Origin of the sequence: Actinomadura luzonensis (assembly GCF_022664455.2) — a bacterium.
GTDB lineage: Bacteria > Actinomycetota > Actinomycetes > Streptosporangiales > Streptosporangiaceae > Nonomuraea > Nonomuraea luzonensis.
Window position 1 is genome coordinate 1,360,573 of the sequence record NZ_JAKRKC020000001.1, and the last position, 15,069, is coordinate 1,375,641.

General features: G+C 72.8%; 15 protein-coding genes. 10 read left to right on the forward strand and 5 right to left on the reverse strand.

The window, feature by feature from the left end:
* The first annotated feature begins 20 nt into the window (after positions 1–20).
* Complete coding sequence (locus MF672_RS06465; protein WP_242374837.1) at positions 21–791, forward strand: hypothetical protein; 771 nt, start codon at positions 21–23, stop codon at positions 789–791.
* A 6-nt stretch (positions 792–797) separates the two neighbouring features.
* Here the strand turns inward: MF672_RS06465 and MF672_RS06470 are convergent, their stop codons facing one another.
* Positions 798–1,772 carry a DUF2332 domain-containing protein gene (locus tag MF672_RS06470; RefSeq protein WP_242374836.1) on the reverse strand — a complete coding sequence of 325 codons (975 nt, stop codon included), beginning with the start codon at positions 1,770–1,772 and terminating at the stop codon, positions 798–800.
* Between the two features lie 107 nt (positions 1,773–1,879).
* Between MF672_RS06470 and MF672_RS06475 the strand changes: the two genes are divergently transcribed.
* Positions 1,880–2,692 carry a hypothetical protein gene (locus tag MF672_RS06475; protein ID WP_242374835.1) on the forward strand — a complete coding sequence of 271 codons (813 nt, stop codon included), beginning with the start codon at positions 1,880–1,882 and terminating at the stop codon, positions 2,690–2,692.
* On the opposite strand, the gene MF672_RS06480 is transcribed toward MF672_RS06475, so the two are convergent.
* Positions 2,682–3,569: an alpha/beta fold hydrolase gene (locus MF672_RS06480; protein WP_242374834.1), complete on the reverse strand. Its 888-nt coding sequence runs from the start codon at positions 3,567–3,569 to the stop codon at positions 2,682–2,684. The two genes, MF672_RS06475 and MF672_RS06480, sit on opposite strands and share 11 nt — an antisense overlap.
* A 57-nt stretch (positions 3,570–3,626) precedes the next feature.
* On the opposite strand from MF672_RS06480, the gene MF672_RS06485 reads away from it, so the two are divergent.
* Entirely contained in the window at positions 3,627–4,163 is a 537-nt protein-coding gene (locus tag MF672_RS06485) for a helix-turn-helix domain-containing protein (protein WP_242374833.1), read from the forward strand.
* A gap of 93 nt (positions 4,164–4,256) precedes the next feature.
* A complete protein-coding gene (locus MF672_RS06490; protein WP_242374832.1) occupies positions 4,257–5,510 on the forward strand; it encodes a CU044_5270 family protein in 1,254 nt (417 codons plus the stop codon).
* 21 nt (positions 5,511–5,531) lie between these two features.
* Here MF672_RS06490 and MF672_RS06495 read toward each other — a convergent pair whose 3' ends face one another.
* Both MF672_RS06495 and MF672_RS06500 read right to left on the reverse strand, forming a co-directional pair.
* Positions 5,532–7,355 carry an ABC transporter ATP-binding protein gene (locus MF672_RS06495; protein ID WP_242374831.1) on the reverse strand — a complete coding sequence of 608 codons (1,824 nt, stop codon included), beginning with the start codon at positions 7,353–7,355 and terminating at the stop codon, positions 5,532–5,534.
* A complete protein-coding gene (locus MF672_RS06500) occupies positions 7,355–9,187 on the reverse strand; it encodes an ABC transporter ATP-binding protein (protein WP_242374830.1) in 1,833 nt (610 codons plus the stop codon). Before MF672_RS06500 ends, MF672_RS06495 begins: the two co-directional genes overlap by 1 nt.
* A 166-nt stretch (positions 9,188–9,353) precedes the next feature.
* Between MF672_RS06500 and MF672_RS06505 the strand changes: the two genes are divergently transcribed.
* The 6 genes from MF672_RS06505 (at position 9,354) to MF672_RS06525 (ending at position 14,027) form a co-directional block, all read left to right on the forward strand.
* On the forward strand, positions 9,354–10,085 hold the full coding sequence (locus MF672_RS06505; RefSeq protein ID WP_242374829.1) for a glycoside hydrolase family 18 protein: 732 nt from the start codon (positions 9,354–9,356) through the stop codon (positions 10,083–10,085).
* Between the two features lie 74 nt (positions 10,086–10,159).
* Positions 10,160–10,903, forward strand: coding sequence for an SAM-dependent methyltransferase (locus MF672_RS06510; RefSeq protein WP_242374828.1), 744 nt, complete (start codon positions 10,160–10,162; stop codon positions 10,901–10,903).
* A gap of 35 nt (positions 10,904–10,938) precedes the next feature.
* Entirely contained in the window at positions 10,939–12,003 is a 1,065-nt protein-coding gene (locus tag MF672_RS06515) for a HesA/MoeB/ThiF family protein (protein WP_242374827.1), read from the forward strand.
* A gap of 64 nt (positions 12,004–12,067) precedes the next feature.
* Positions 12,068–12,190, forward strand: a complete 123-nt coding sequence (locus MF672_RS51260; protein ID WP_302893169.1) for a hypothetical protein — start codon at positions 12,068–12,070, stop codon at positions 12,188–12,190.
* Positions 12,191–12,237: 47 nt separating this feature from the next.
* Positions 12,238–12,822 carry a DUF6879 family protein gene (locus tag MF672_RS06520; RefSeq protein ID WP_242374826.1) on the forward strand — a complete coding sequence of 195 codons (585 nt, stop codon included), beginning with the start codon at positions 12,238–12,240 and terminating at the stop codon, positions 12,820–12,822.
* Positions 12,819–14,027, forward strand: coding sequence for a hypothetical protein (locus MF672_RS06525; protein WP_242374825.1), 1,209 nt, complete (start codon positions 12,819–12,821; stop codon positions 14,025–14,027). The genes MF672_RS06520 and MF672_RS06525 overlap by 4 nt, the downstream gene beginning before the upstream one ends.
* On the opposite strand, the gene MF672_RS06530 is transcribed toward MF672_RS06525, so the two are convergent.
* Entirely contained in the window at positions 14,017–14,961 is a 945-nt protein-coding gene (locus MF672_RS06530; protein ID WP_242374824.1) for a pectate lyase family protein, read from the reverse strand. The genes MF672_RS06525 and MF672_RS06530 overlap by 11 nt on opposite strands.
* Positions 14,962–15,069 lie beyond the last annotated feature (108 nt).

Here is a 15,069-nt window from a genome sequence, read left to right on the forward strand (position 1 = left end):
CCCAAGGAGCCAGTGACCCGATGCCCGAGCCCGCTCCCCCGCCCACCACCCGCCCCGCTCCCCTGTCCCCTTCCGCACCCGACCCTCTGCCCGCTCCCCTGCCCGCTCCCCTGCCCGCTCCCCTGCCCGCCTCCGCCCGTCGGGCCGACGACCGGGCCGGGCGGGGGCGGGTCGCCGTGCTGCTCGTCCGCCCCCTCGTCAAGGCCATCGACTGGACGCCGCTCGCCCTGGTCTCGGCCTTCGTCGCCGTCGCCCTCGTCTCCGTACGGGCAGGACAGCCGCTGCCCCCGCCCGACGCGCTCCTGCTGATGCGCGTGGCGGGCACCCTGCTCGGCTCGGCCGCCGCGTTCGCCCTGGTGGACGCCATGTCCGCGGACCTCGGCCCGGCCCCGGCGCCGCGCTGGCTGCGGCAGGCGCTGCGGTGCCTGCTGGCGGGCGGCGCGGCGGTCGCCGTCTGGCTGGCCGCCTTCCGGTACGTCCTGTCCCGCCTCCCGGACGGCTCGCTCTTCCCGATCGGCGACCTCCTCGTCGAGATGGGCGTCTGCCTGGGGATCGGCCTGGCGGCGGCGGCCACCGCCGTCCGCCTCGCGCCGGGGCGGCAGGCGGCGATGGCGGCCGTCGTGGTCCAGCTCGTGCTGGTGCTGGCCACCGTCCTGCTGCCGGACCGGATCAGGTTGTGGCCGCCGACCTGCGGCTTCGGCTCGTGGGACGAGGCGCACGCGTTCTGGCGGTGGCTGCTGGCGGCGCCGTACGCGTGGCTCGCGCTGGCCTGCCGCGACCTGCGCCGCTGACCCTCCTCACGAGAACCGTTCGAGGAACTGCCCGTGCAGCCCCGTGAAGGCCAGCGGCCGCCCGTCCAGGGCCAGCATCGACACCATCCGCCCCTCGGGGGCCGGGAGCGGCATCAGCTCGTCCACGGACGGCAGGACCCCCGGGGGTTCGTTCGACACCCAGTGCCCCGGCAGCCGCCGCATCCGGGCGGTGAAGCTCTCCCGCGCCTCGCCCGGCAGGTACACCAGCACCGAGCTGTGGAACACCACGGGCGTCGCCCCGGCGGGCACGGCGGCGACCAACTCCTCCACGGCCTCGTTGAGGTCGCCCCGGACGAGCCGCGGCGGCTCCTGCCTGGCGACCTCGACGGCGCCGCGCAGCCTGCGCAGCCGTTCCGGCTGGTCCGGCCAGACCAGGCTCTCCAGCCACCGCACGTCGTCGGGGTCGCGGACGTCGAGCGGGTTCAGGTCCACCCCGGCCCGCCACACCACCACCGGCACCCCGCCCGGCACCCCGTCCGGCACCCCGCCGGGCACCGGCCCGTCCACGCGGCACTCCAGCGTCACCGGGCTGTCCTGGGGCCCGATCAGCGGCCCGTCGCCGTACCGGTACCGGTACCGATCCGGGTACAGGCACAGCCCCGCCGACGCCCCGACCTCGATCAGCGCCAGCGGCTGCGGCAACGCGGCGAGCACCGGCAGCAGCACGGCGCACCGGCCGGGCTCGTTGGTCTGGGTGCGCCGCTCCGCCATGACGCGCCGCACCCGCTCCCACGCGCCCAGCGTCCACGTCCGGAAGGCCGGGTAGTCCTCGACCGGCCCGCCCAGGTAGCGCACCGCCGCGAACAGCAGGTTCGGCTGCCGCTGCCGGTACGGCAGGTCCTCGATCAGCCGTACCAGCTCGGCGTCCCCGGCCACCCGCCGGGCCAGCTCCTCGTACACGGCGGACTCGCCGCGCGCCTCCAGCCGTCCGAAGCTCCGGTACGCCTCCGCCACACCCATCGGCCGCCGCCTTTCGCCGCCTGTGAAAATCCTTCGTGACATAACGGATGTGCCCACCTTCCCCCCGCGTACCGCGCGGACGCGCCCGCCGGGTGCATGATCCGTGCATGACGCACGAGGTGGCGGCGGAGTGGGGTCTGCCGCGCACGGTCCGGCGGTTCGACCTGGTGTTCGCGGGCCTGTTCCCCTGGCTCACGCCGCTGGACGGCGAGCACCGCGCGCTCCTGACCCGGCCGCTGCCCCCGGTCGCCGAGCTGGCCGCCGCGGCCGACGCCTCCCCCCTGGCACGTACGGCCCCGCCCGCGCCGAGCGCCGCCGGGGGACGCGGCCCGTCCGCCGAGGCGGGGCGGCTGGAGGGGTGGGCACGGCTGCTGGCCCGGCTGCTGCGCGAGCGGGTCGAGGCCGAGCAGCGCGACAGCGGCTACTACTCGCTCCAGGCGCCCCTGGAGGCGATCTTCCCGCTGACCGCCCACCTCATGGCCGTGCACCTGGCGGACCACCCGTTCCCGGCGCTGCTCCCCGCCCTGCCCGTCGCCGCCGCCACGCACGACCTCACCGGCCTGCGCCGCACGCCCAGCCCCCTGCTCGACGGCGTACGCGCCGCCATGGACGACTGGACGGCCGCCGGAGTCGTCACGCCCGCGACGACCGCCGGAGTCGTCACGCCCGCGACGACCGCCGGAGTCGTCACACCCGCGACGGCCCCGCCTCCGGTCGAGCCCGGCGCCCTGGTGACCGCCTTCTGGAGGGACGACACCGGCGTCCGCGACGACCCCGCGACCGCCGCCGCCCGCTTCCTGCGCCGCGTCCCGCCCGCCATCCTCGCCCGGATCCACGACAGCCCGCCGGTCCGGCTGACCCCGCTCGGCGCGTACGCCCTCCGCCGCCTCCTCCTGGCCCACAACTGGACTACCGCTTGACCAGGTCGCGCACCGCCCGCACCACCTCGTCCGCCTGCTCCAGGTGCGCGTACTGGTGCGAACCGCCCTCCAGCACCCGCTGCTCCCCGCGCGGCACCGAGGCCGCGATGGCCGCGTGCATGGCCCGGATCCCGTCGAGCCCCTGCCGCATGAGCTCCCGCGACATGAACCGCTCCCAGTACGGGTTGTCGCCCCCGGCCGTGAGCACGAGCAGCGGCACGTCCGGCAGCGGGCCGCCGCCGCGCAGCTCGTCGTAGACGTCGGTCTCGAAGTTCTCCGTCTCGGCGAGCGAGGAGCGCCACGTCGTCAGGTGGTGCTCGGCGAGCGCGTCGCGCACGGCGTCCGGCCAGGCAGCGTAGAGCTGCGCGTACTGGGCGCGGCCGGCCGCCAGTTGCTCGTCCGTCAGCTCGGGCAGCTGGGCCGGGTCCGGCTTCATCCGCTCGTTGAGCTCGGTCATCTCGGGCGGCAGGTACGACGCGATGTCCTCGTGCCCGGGGTCGAGCAGGAGCAGCCCGGCCACGTCCGCCGGGTGGAGCTGGGCGTAGCGGCGGGCGTAGAACGCGCCGAGCGAGTGCCCGGCCAGCACGTACGGCCCCGGCACCCCGGCCGCCCGCAGCAGCTCGCGCAGCTCCCCGGCGACCTCGCCCGGCCGGCGCGGCAGCGGCGCCGGGTCGCTCCAGCCGGTGCCCGCCCGGTCGTAGACCACGCTCGTGGTGAACGCGGCGACGCGCTCGTGCACGTTCAGGAAGTCCAGCCCGACCAGCCCGGCTCCCGGCAGGAACACCACGGCGGGCCCGCCCTCGCCCGACCGGTGGAGCGCCAGCCGCCGCCCCGCCACCTCGTACGTCCGCCCCAGCGGCGGCGTCTTCTCACTCATGTCCACCTACCATTCTCAATCGCTGAGAACATTATCGTGCCATGAGACCATTAAGGAATGGAAGCGCTCGAACTCTTCGCCCACCCCGTACGCATGCGCATCATCCACGCGATGTCCGGCGACCGCGTCTTCACCACCGCCGCCCTGGGAGACCTGCTGCCCGACGTGTCCAAGGCGACCCTCTACCGCCACGTCGGCGTGCTGGCCGAAGCCGGCGTCCTGGAGGTGGCCGGCGAGGAACGGGTGCGCGGCGCGGTCGAACGCCGCTACCGGCTGCGCCGCGACCGCGCGGCCGTGGACGCCGAGATGGTCGCCTCCGTCACCCCCGAGGACCACCGCCGCATCTTCGCCGCCGCCGTCGCGACCCTGCTCGCCGAGTTCCACGCCTACCTCGACCGCGACGGCGCCGACCCGGTCGCCGACCTCGTCGGCTACCGCCAGCACGCCCTCTGGCTGAACCCGGCCGAGCTGTCCGACCTCATCGAACGCCTCCGCGCCGCGATCATCCCCCACCTCACCCACGACCCGGCCCCCGACCGCACCCGCTACCTCCTCAGCCCCATCCTCTTCCCCATCGAGGAACGCCGGCCCTGACCCCGTCCCCACCCGAGGGACGCCGGCCGCCGAGAACCTGTCCACGGGGTGCGGGAGACAACAGGGTGACCGACCAACCCCTAAGGAGGGCCGTTGACCCTCGAGACGGCCGAGATCGACGACGCCGAGCTGATCAGGCGATCCGTCGGCGACCCGGAACAGTTCGCCGCCCTGTTCGACGCGTACGACCTGGCGGTCCCGCTGGCCCGCCCCAGGCTGTACGGCATCGCCACCACGCTCGTCGCCCGGCACCGGCGGCAGGAGGAGCGCCTGCTCCGCGCGCTGGCCCGGACCGGCGTGGACCCCCTGCCCGAGCCCATCGCCGACACCGTGGTGCGGCGGGTCGCCGCGCAGGACAAGGAGCGCGAGCTGGCCCGGGCGCTGGCGTCGCTGTCGCGCGACGACCGCGACGTGCTCCTGCTGGTGGCGTGGGAGGGCCGCGACCGCCTCCTGGCGGCCGCCCGCGCCCTCGACGCGCACCAGGAGCCCTCGCGGCACCACAAACCGCACCTCGGGCGGCACCTCGGGCGGCGGCTGGCGCTCGCGAGCGCGCTGGCCGTCGCGATCGGCGCCGGCGTGATCGTGGCGAACGACCGGCCGCACGCGATGCCGGTCGCGAACGTACGGGAGCTCGGCGAACGCGCCGCCCGAGCCGCCTACGACCACGACTACGACGACCGCGGACAGGCGCCGAACCCCGGCCAGTGGCTGTACGTCAAGCAACTCCAGGCCCCTCAGTCCGCGGACGGCGGCTACGGCGTGGACCTGTCCAGGCGCGAGATCGGGGAGGAGTGGAACAGCGTGGACGGCCTCCAGACCGCGGCCCTGTTCCCCAACGGCAAGCTCCTGGTACAGGGCAACCACCCAGGACTGAGCGCGGCCGAGCTGGCCCGCCGGCCGGTCACTCCGGAAGGACTGCTCGCGAAGATCCGCCAGAAGCTGGCGGACATGCACATCTCGTGGACGGGAACCGATGCGCCGCCCTCGATGGATGAGCGGCTCTTCCAGGCCGTCTACCAGATCATGGGCACCCAGGCGCTGCCCCCGGAGGTGCGGGCGGCACTGTTCCGCGGCCTCGCCACCATCCCCGGGGTGAGCGTCAACCAGAACGCCGTGGACGCCGACGGCCGGCAGGGCGTCGCGTTCAGCTACAGCGACGGATGGACCCGCTACGACCTCATCCTGGACCCGGTGGACTTCCGCTTCCTCGGCACGTACGGGGTGACCGTCCGGGACCGCACCGTCGACCACACCGACAGCCCCAGCCAGTTCGTCAAGGCCGGCACACCCCTCACCCTCACCGCCCTGCTGGACACCAAGGTGGTGGACGCCCCAGGCCGGAAATGACCTGCCGACGGGGCCGGCGGCTCAGTCTCCGGCGACCGCGACGAACCCCGTCCCCGCCCGGTAGTTCGGCGACTGGTGCCGGAAGTAGGTGTTGTACACCTCGCAATACCTCCCGCCCCGCTCCAGCAGCGTCGCGTGGTCGCCTTCCTCCACGATCCGCCCGTGGTCGAGCACGATGATGCGGTCGACGTGCTCGATCGTGGACAGCCGGTGCGCGATGACGATCGACGTGCGCCCGGCCAGCACGGTGTCGAGGCCCTCCTGGATCTGCGCCTCGGTCAGCGGGTCGACGCTGGCGGTGGCCTCGTCCAGGACGACGATCGCCGGGTCCTGGACGAGCAGCCGGGCGAGCGCGACGAGCTGCCGCTGCCCCATGGACAGCGCCCGCCCGTGCTCGCCGACGTCGGTGCTCAGGCCGTTCGGCAGGGCGTCGATCCAGTCGCCGCCGCCCACCGCCTCGGCGGCGCGCCGCACCTCCTCGTCGTCCGCCTCGGGACGCGGGTAGCGGATGTTGTCGGCCACCGTGCCGCTGAACAGGAACGGGGCCTGCGGCACCGCCCCGATCTGCCGCCGGTAGGCGCCCAGCTCCAGGGTGCGGATGTCGTGCCCGTCGATGAACAGGCCGCCGTCCTGGAACTCGTAGAAGCGGGTGATCAGCTTGCTGAGCGTCGACTTACCCGCCCCGGTGTGGCCGACGAGCGCGACCGTCTCCCCGGCCGCGATGGTCAGGTCAAAATCGCGCAGCACGGGGCTGGCCGGGTCGTAGCCGAACGTGACGCCGCGGAACTCGATGCGTCCGGCCAGCCTGCCGACCTGCCGCGCGTCGGTCTGCACCACCCGGGGCGGCGCGTCGATCAGCGCGAAGACCCGCTCGCTGGCCGACAGCCCCTGCTGGAACTGCGACCAGAACGCCGCGATCGACGTCAGCGGGAACCAGAACAGCGACACGCTCTGCAGGAACAGGTACCAGTCGCCGGCCGTCAGCCCGCCCGCCACCACCCGCGCCCCGCCGAGCTGCACGAGCGCCACCGTGGCGAGGCCCGCCACCGTGAACAGCACGGGGAAGATCGTGGAGAAGACGAACCCCTGCCGCAGCGTCACCTGGTAGCTCTGCCGGTTGATGGGCCGGAACTCGTCGTAGACCTGCCGCTCCTGCCGGAAGTTCTTGGCCACGGCGATGCCGCCCATGGTCTCCTGCAGGTTGGCGTTGACCCGGCTCAGCGAGCGCTGCGCGCGCCGGGTGCTGACTCTGGCCAGCCGCCGGAACAGCAGCGCCAGCCCGACCACGACCGGCACCACGAGCAGCGTCATCAGCGCGAGCTGCGCGCTGCGCGCGAACAGCAGCGCCGTGACGAAGCCGACCATCAGTACCTGGCTGATCAGGTCCATCGTCAGCGTGGAGACGGTGGCGAAGTCGTCGGTGTCGGAGGTGACGCGGCTGACGATGCGGCCGGAGGGCGTCTCGTCGTAGAACGACAGGTCGCGCTCCAGCACCGCGTCGAAGGCGTCCTCGCGCAGCCGCAGCACGACGTCGCCGGTGACCTGCGCGCTGTGTTTCTGGCGCAGGTAGTTGAAGACCCACGACAGCGCGCCGGTGACCAGGATCGCGGCGGCGAGCAGCCAGCCGACCTCGCCGATGGTGCCGGCCGCGATGGCGTCGACGGCGAGGCTGCCGATCGCCGGGACGGCCGCCTGGCTCGCCGACAGCAGCACGATCATCGTGGCGACCAGCACCATCGCGCCCAGCTTCGGCCGGAAGTAGGACAGGATGCGGCGCAGCAGGTCGCGGTCGTTGTAGGTGCGGTCGTAGTCCTCGGCGTCGAGGCCGTCCATCAGGAAGCCCATCAGAGCGCCCCTCCCTGCTCGCCCGCCAGCACGGCGGGACCGTCCTCCTGCGTGTCGACCTCGTCGTAGTGGGAGAACACCCGCCGGTAGAGCCGGCTGCGCGCGATCAGCTCGTCGTGCGTGCCGAAGTCGACGACCTGCCCGCGCCGCAGCAGCAGCACCTTGTCGGCCCAGCGGATCTGCGAGAGCCGGTGCGTGATCAGCAACGTCGTGCGCCCCTCCAGGATGCGCCCGATGGCCTGCTGGATCTTGTCCTCGGTGGCCGAGTCGATGGCGCTGGTGGAGTCGTCGAGGACGAGGATCGCCGGGTCGGTGAGCAGCGCCCGCGCGATGGCCAGCCGCTGCCGCTGCCCGCCGGAGAGCGTGACGCCGCGCTCGCCGATCACGGTGTCGTAGCCGTCGTCCAGCTCCGCGATGAACTCGGCGGCCTGCGCGTCCTCGGCGGCCTGCGCCACCGCCTCCTGGTCGGCGCGCTGGCCCAGGCTGAACGCGATGTTCTCCCTGACCGGCCGGGAGAACAGCACGATGTCCTGCTCGATGGTGGAGATCTGGGAGCGCAGCGAGTCGAGGTCCCACTCGCGCACGTCGACGCCGTCGACCAGGACGCGCCCGGCGGTGACGTCGTAGATGCGCGGCACGAGCTTGGTGAGCGTGCTCTTGCCCGACCCGGTCTCGCCGACGATCGCGACCGTCTCGCCCGGCCGCACGGTGAACGACACGCCGCGCAGCGCCGGCTCGCCGCCGCCCTCGTCGTAGCCGAAGCTGACGTCCTCGAAGACGATCTCGCCGCTGATGGGCGCGGCGTGCCCGGCGGCGCGCTGCTCGATCTCGCTGTCGGCGGTCATGATGTCGAGGATGCGGCGCGCGGAGACGACGCCGATCTGCATGAGCGAGAACGTGAAGATCGACATCTGGGTGGGGAACCCGAGCATGCCCATGAGCCCCATGAACGCGACCAGCTCGCCCACGCTGATCGCGCCGGCGCCGTGGAGGGCGAGGGCGTGCCAGAGCGCGCCCGCCATCGCGGCCGAGAACAGCAGGGTCGGCAGGTAGCGGGCCTGCACCAGCCCGTTGCGCACGAACGAGTCGCGGTAGCGCCGCGCGTTGGCCCGGAACCGCAGCCGTTCCTGCCCCTCCTGCGCGGTCACCTTGATCACCTCGATGCCGCGCACGGCCTGGCTGAGCCCGGCGTTGAGCTCGCCGAACTCCTCCCGCATGCGCGTCGCCACCGGGTTGAGCCGGCGCATGTAGTGCCGCAGCGCGAGCGCGAACACCACCGCGAACACCCCGGGCACCAGCAGCAGCCGCGGGTCGATGGCCGCGATGAAGAACAGCGGGACGACGCCGGTCAGCCCCGAGTCGACGATGAGGTCGGCCCCCGGCGTGATCATGATGGAGAGCTGGCGGATGTCGTTGGCGGCGCGGGCCATGAGGTCGCCGACCCGCTGCCGGTTGTGGAAGGTCTGGCTCTTGCCGAGCAGGCTCACGTACAGCTCGTCGCGCGCGTCGCGTTCGAGCCGCTTGGCCAGCACCTCGCTGGACAGCCGCGCCACCAGGTCGAACACGCCGCGCGCGAGCACGACCGCGAGCAGCGCGAGCGCGATCAGCCCGAGCGCGTCCAGCGGCGCGCCCCGGTGCCCGAGCACGGCGTCGAAGGCGTCGCCGGTGAACTGCGGCACCATGGCGTTGAGCGTGGTCATCACGACCGACCCGCCGAGGAACCCGACGAGCTGGAACGGATGCCGCCGCAGGTGCGACCAGAGCCACCGCACCGGCCCGCGCCGGTCGTGCCGCGGCCCGGACACGGAGAACTCCGCGTTGCTGTGTGTCACTGGCACCGCCCCCGACCGCGGCTCGTTGGACTTCGAACCTGCTTTCTATCAGGGGCGGCCGACAGTTTCCCAACGGGTTTTACCCGTCCCAGAAGTCCAGGTCTTGTCACTTTGGGTATCAATAAGGGATACGAAGCGTAACCTCCCTCGCCCGAAGGATCCGCCCTTGCCCCACCACGCACCGACCGTCCCCCGCCTCGTCGTGCGCTACCTGACGCACCACGACTGCGGGCTCTACGTCTGCCCGCTCCCCCTGGCCGAGCGCCGCACCGGCGTCACCCATCTGGTGGTCGGCCCGCCCCGCGACCAGGACCTCGTCCAGATGTGGGACGACGTCCGCGTTCTGCGGGCCGACGGGATCCGCGTCCTCGCCCAGCTCGACGAGCCCCTCGCCCGGGACTACCCGGCCCTGCGCCGCTACCTCCTGCGGCACCGCTTCGACGGCGCCGACCTCTGCCTCCCCCGCCCCGCCGCCCTGGCCGGCCGCCTGCGTGCCGACCTCGGCCCCGGCTTCCTCCTCACGGTGACGGCCCCCGCCACCGCCCTGGCCGGCGGCGACCCCGACCTCGACGCGCTGTGCGCGGACCGCCGTACGGACATCGCCTGGTTCACCGCCCTGCTGTTCGACGACCACGGCACCCCGGCCGACTACGAGGCCGTCGTCGCCCGCGGCCTCGTCCCCGCCGCGCGGCTGGTCGCGGCCTTCCCCACCAGCCCGGACAACGCCCGCGCCGGCTACGTCCCGCCGGACCGGCTCACCGCCATCGTCCGCGACCTGCTGCGCCGCCACCCCGACCTGGGCGGCGTGGACGGCTGGGAGTACTACAACGCCCTCCCCGGCGGCACGGACGCCCCCTGGCTCTGGGCCGAGCTCGTCCACGCCGCTCTGCACCCGTGAGGCGTACCCTGTCCCTCGTTCCTCCGCCCCTCGTGGGGACGGGCCCCTGTCACCACCTCGTGAAGGAGCCACCTATGTCGCACGGCGAACGCGAGCGAGCTCCAGGCGGGATCGACGTCACCAGGCCCAGCGTGTCCAGGGTCTACGACGCCCTGCTCGGCGGCACCGAGAACGCCGAGGCCGATCGCCGCATGCTGGCCCAGGTCCTGCTCGTCGCCCCCGACGCCCACGAGGCGGCCTGGACGAACCGCATGTTCCTGCGCCGCGTGGTGCGCTACCTGGCCGGGCAGTGCGGCGTCCGCCAGTTCCTCGACATCGGCTCCGGCCTGCCGACACAGGGCAACGTGCACGAGATCGCGCAGGCCACGGACCCGCGCTCCCGCGTCGTCTACGTGGACCACGACCCGCTCGTGCTGGTGCACGGGCAGGCGCTCCTGGCCTCCGACGCCAGCACCGTCGTGGTCGAGGCCGACCTCCGCCGGCCGGTCGAGATACTGACGCACCCGCAGGTCCGGCGGCTGATCGACTTCGACTGGCCGGTCGGGCTGCTGCTGTTCGGCATCCTGCACCACCTCACGGACGACGAGGACCCGGCGGGCATCGTCTCCGAGCTGGTGGAGGCCCTGCCCTCGGGCAGCTACGTCGCCGTCTCCCACTTCTTCGACCCGGGCCCGGCCGCCCCGGACGTGAGCAGGCAGGTGGCCACCGCCGAGCTGCTGTTCAACCGGCACCGATGGAGACCGCACCGGCCGGCGCTCTCCCCGCGCCTGGGCACCGCGCACGAGACATTGATCGGCGGCGTCGCGTGCAAATTATGATTGACGCCGGCCAGGAGAATGTCCACCATCGGTGAATGCGCCTGCCCCGCGTCAAACCCGAACACGCCCCGCACCGATTCGGCGACGGCACAATCCGGCTCGGCGGGGTCCTGTACGGAATCGCGTCGGAGATCACGGACGACGACGGCTGCGCGTGGGCCGTCCTCAATCTGATGGACGGCACCCGCTCCCCCGCGGAAATAGCGGAAACCCTGCATTCCGCTTTCTCCGCCGTCCTGACCCGTGCGGAGGCCGTGGAAATCGTCGACACGCTGATCGCCTCCGGTCACGTGGAAGAGGCCGCCCCGGGCCCGTGCGCGGAATTGAGCCCGCGCGAGAAGGACCGGTACAGCCGCAGCAAGGACTATTTCCGCTGGGTGGACCTCCATCCGCGCGACAGCGGCTGGGAGCCGCAGGTGCGGCTGAAACAGGCCAGGGTCCTGGTGCTGGGCCTGGGCGGCACCGGCAGCCACGCGGCCTGGTCGCTCGCCGCCTCGGGCGTGGGCCGGCTGCACCTGGTGGACCCCGACGTCGTGGAGCTGTCCAACCTCAACCGGCAGCTCCTCTACACCGAGGCGGACGTGGGCCGGAGCAAGGCCGACGTCGCTCTCGCCCGGCTGCGCGAGGTCAACTCCGACATCGAGATCACCGCCGCGAGCGCCACCGTGGACGGCCCGGCGGACCTGACCCGGCTGGTCCGCGGATTCGACGTCCTGGCGCTCTGCGCCGACCGTCCGCGCGAGCCGGACGGCATTCAGAGCTGGGCCAACGCGGTCTGCGCGAAAGCCGGAATTCCGTGGGTGAGCGGCGGTTACAACGGCCCGCTGGTCAGCGTCGGGGTATTCGGCCCGGGCGGTCCGTGTTTCGCCTGCGTCCGGGCCGGAATTCCGCCGCGGCCGGGGGCCGACTACGCCTGGCCCGGCGTGACGGGCGCGACGGCGGGGCTGTCCGGACAACTCGTCGCCTACGATGTCGTTTCATTGGTCACCGGGCTGGCGACCACGCCTCCCGGTTATTTTCACGGAGTGACGCTGCTCGACCCGGACGGGCATGTCTACGCCCGCCATCCGGCGCGCCCGGATTGCGAAATCTGCTCTTGATGAATGCGCCGTTGTTTCGTACCGTTCCCCTTGCCCGTTCCGAATTCGATCGGTAAGGAGTGTCATGAGCAACACCCCAATTCCGGAAAGCCGGCAGGAGCGGAAACCGCGTAAGAAGATCACCGTACGCCGGCTCGACAAGATCGAACCGACCGCGGTATCGCCCAGCCAGGGCGCCTCCAACTGATCCAGGTGCGGGCGGGGCTTCCCCTGCCCGCACCCCAAGGGGGCCTGATGAGTGATGTTCTGACCCGTCTGCGCACCGCGCCGGCCACCCGGATGGACGCGACCGCGTACGGAATGGACTTCGCCAGGGAGTTCGCGGCCGCGAGCGGCGTGATCTGGAAGCTCGAACGCGCCCAGCACTTCGACGAGGGCGACCTGCCCAGCTACCGGGCGATGCGCGACGGCGACTGGGGCCTGGCGATGGAGCTGGCCGAGCGCATGCGTCCCGCGTTCCGCGCCGACAACCCCGCGCGGCTCGACTTCCGGCGCGTCCGCGTCGTGGAGGAGCCGCTCACCGACTACGTCCGCTGGGAGCTGGCGTTGCTCGCGATGCGGGCCGAGGAGGGCGAGAACAACCGGGTGGTGCCGGCCGCGGCGGTGCGCCCGTACGAGTCGGCGGGCCCGGTGCCCGAGCTGGTCCTGTTCCGCCCGACCCTGCTCTACGAGGTGCTCTACGACGCCGCCGGCCGGCACGTCGGCGCCCGCCGGATCACCGACCCCGAGGCCGTCGAGCCCTGCCTGCCCGTGCTCGCCGGCCTGTTCGCGCGGGGCGAGAACCTGCGCTCCTACCAGGCCAGGGTGAGGACGATGTGACGGTCGCCTTCCACCGGCTCGCCTTCCGCCAGGACGGCGACGAGTGGATCGTCGGCCGGGTGGACTCGGGCGACTTCGTGGCCGTCCCCGAGGAAGGCGTCCTGGCCATCCGCCTGCTCCAGGACGGCCTGGACGTCGAGCAGGTCCGGGCCCGCCTGCTCCACGAGACCGGCGCCGACCTCGACGTGGCGGACTTCGTCGGCGACCTGGCGGAGGCGGGCCTGGTCGCCGGGATCGGCGGTCGCCCCGTCCCGAGCCCCCCGCCGCTCCGCCCCACCCTCCCCCGCCTCCGGCCCCGCCACCTGCGCTGGGCCCTGCATCCGGCGCTGCACCTGGCCCTGCTCGTGCCGATCGGGGCGGGAGCCGGCTGCCTCGCGCTCCGCCCCGAGATCTTCCCCGGCTGGCGGGCCGCCTTCTTCACCGGCCACGGCGCCGCCGTCCTGCTGACCTGGGCCGCGATCGCCTGGCTCACCACCGGCCTGCACGAGCTGGCGCACCTGGTCACCGCCCGCGCCGCCGGGGTGCCCGCGCGGATCACGCTCGGCACCCGCCTGCAGTTCCTGGTCGCCCAGACCGACGTGTCCGGGGTGTGGCCGGCGCCCCGGCGGGTCCGCGTCACCGTCTACCTGTCCGGCATCGCCGTGGACCTGGCACTCTGCGGCGCCGCCCTGACCTGGACGTTCTTCGCCGGCCCCGGCCCGGTCGCCACCTGGCTCACGCTCGTCCTGACGCTGCGGCTGGCCGCGCAACTGCTGGTGTTCACCCGTACGGACCTGTACTTCCTGCTCCAGGACGCGACCGGCTGCCGCGACCTGTACGGCGACGGCGCCGCCTACGTCCGCGACCTGCTGTCATTCCGGCGGCGGACCCGCCTCGCCACGCTGCCGCCCCGCGAACGCCGCGCCGTCCGCCTCTACGCGGCCGTCCAGGGAGCCGGGACGCTCGCCTGCCTGGCCTTCGCGGCGCTGGTGACGCTGCCGCTGGTGGTCACGCTGCTCGCCCGTTCGATCCAGAGCCTGCTCCACGCCGCGGACCCGGCGGCCGTGGCGGAGGCGATCGTCGTGCTCGCGCTGGTCCTCGTACCCGACGTGTTGTGGGCCCGCGCCTGGTGGGGCAGGCACGGGCCCCGCGTCCGGCGCTGGACGGCACTCGCCCGCGCCGCGCTGCCACGCCTCGCGCGGCCATTCCGGAGCGTCAGACGCTGATCTTCCCCGCGCCCGCGCCGTTGCTCACGACCGACTTGACGTTCGCCGCCGCGTCCATGGTGTACGAGTACGGGATCGTCTTGACGCTGCCGCCCGTCTGCCCGCTGCCCGAGTTGACGAGCTGGTTGTTGCGCGCCACGAGGCTGCCCGCCGGGGAGCTGCCCTCGCCCAGGTGGTACGGGTCGCCGGTGTTCTCGAAGTAGTTCCCCTCGACCAGCACGCCGGCCTCCATCGTCGAGGCGACGCCGTACGAGCCGATGTTGGAGTAGAGGTTGTTGTAGACGTGCACCGGGTTGCCGAAGCGCACCCGCGGGTGCCGCTGGTTGGTCCCGTTGAACCAGTTGTGGTGGTACGTCACCCGCAGGTGCCCGCGGTCCTCGCCGCCGTTGCTGTCGCTGTGGCCGAGCAGCATCGTCTTGTCGTGGTCGAAGAACTTGTTCCACGAGACGGTGACGTAGTCGCTGGCCCGCTTGATGTCGACCGCTCCGTCGTAGCCGTTGCTGAAGCTGTTGTGGTCGATCCACACCCGCGTCGAGTACTGGACGTTGATGCCGTCGTCGTTCCAGTTGCGGAAGGTCAGGTTCCGGATGATGACGTTGGAGGCGCTGGCGACGTTCAGCCCGCATCCGACGATCGTCGCGCCGGCGTTGCCGATGACGGACTTGTTCGAGCCGACCTTCAGCATGCCTGAGCAGTTGATGGTCCCGGAGACCCGGACCACGGGCGTCGCGGACGTCAGAGCGCTGGTGAGCGCGGCGGCCGTGCTCACGGTGGTCGAGGCCCCGCTGCCGCCCCCGGTCGTCCCGCCGCCCTGGCTGGCCCAGCCGACGGGCGCGCTCTCGGCCGCCGAGGCGGCGGGCGCGGACGCGGCCAGCCCCGCCGTCGTCATGATCGCGGCGGTGAGTCCTGTGACGAGCTTGCGCGTACGTGACATGATCTGTGCTCCTCCCGATCGTTCTCCTGATCGCCGTTCACATACATGGACACCGCCCATGAGAGCGGACGCCGAGGAGCATAGGAAAGCGCTTTCCCCTCGTCAATG

What these genes read in the sequence shown, in the direction of transcription:
- MF672_RS06465 (WP_242374837.1), top strand. Translation starts at nt 21, where the DNA reads ATGCCCGAGCCCGCTCCCCCGCCCACCACCCGCCCCGCTCCCCTGTCC.
- MF672_RS06470 (WP_242374836.1), bottom strand. Translation starts at nt 1,772, where the DNA reads ATGGGTGTGGCGGAGGCGTACCGGAGCTTCGGACGGCTGGAGGCGCGC.
- MF672_RS06475 (WP_242374835.1), top strand. Translation starts at nt 1,880, where the DNA reads ATGACGCACGAGGTGGCGGCGGAGTGGGGTCTGCCGCGCACGGTCCGG.
- MF672_RS06480 (WP_242374834.1), bottom strand. Translation starts at nt 3,569, where the DNA reads ATGAGTGAGAAGACGCCGCCGCTGGGGCGGACGTACGAGGTGGCGGGG.
- MF672_RS06485 (WP_242374833.1), top strand. Translation starts at nt 3,627, where the DNA reads ATGGAAGCGCTCGAACTCTTCGCCCACCCCGTACGCATGCGCATCATC.
- MF672_RS06495 (WP_242374831.1), bottom strand. Translation starts at nt 7,355, where the DNA reads ATGGGCTTCCTGATGGACGGCCTCGACGCCGAGGACTACGACCGCACC.
- MF672_RS06510 (WP_242374828.1), top strand. Translation starts at nt 10,160, where the DNA reads ATGTCGCACGGCGAACGCGAGCGAGCTCCAGGCGGGATCGACGTCACC.
- MF672_RS06515 (WP_242374827.1), top strand. Translation starts at nt 10,939, where the DNA reads ATGCGCCTGCCCCGCGTCAAACCCGAACACGCCCCGCACCGATTCGGC.
- MF672_RS51260 (WP_302893169.1), top strand. Translation starts at nt 12,068, where the DNA reads ATGAGCAACACCCCAATTCCGGAAAGCCGGCAGGAGCGGAAACCGCGT.
- MF672_RS06520 (WP_242374826.1), top strand. Translation starts at nt 12,238, where the DNA reads ATGAGTGATGTTCTGACCCGTCTGCGCACCGCGCCGGCCACCCGGATG.
- MF672_RS06530 (WP_242374824.1), bottom strand. Translation starts at nt 14,961, where the DNA reads ATGTCACGTACGCGCAAGCTCGTCACAGGACTCACCGCCGCGATCATG.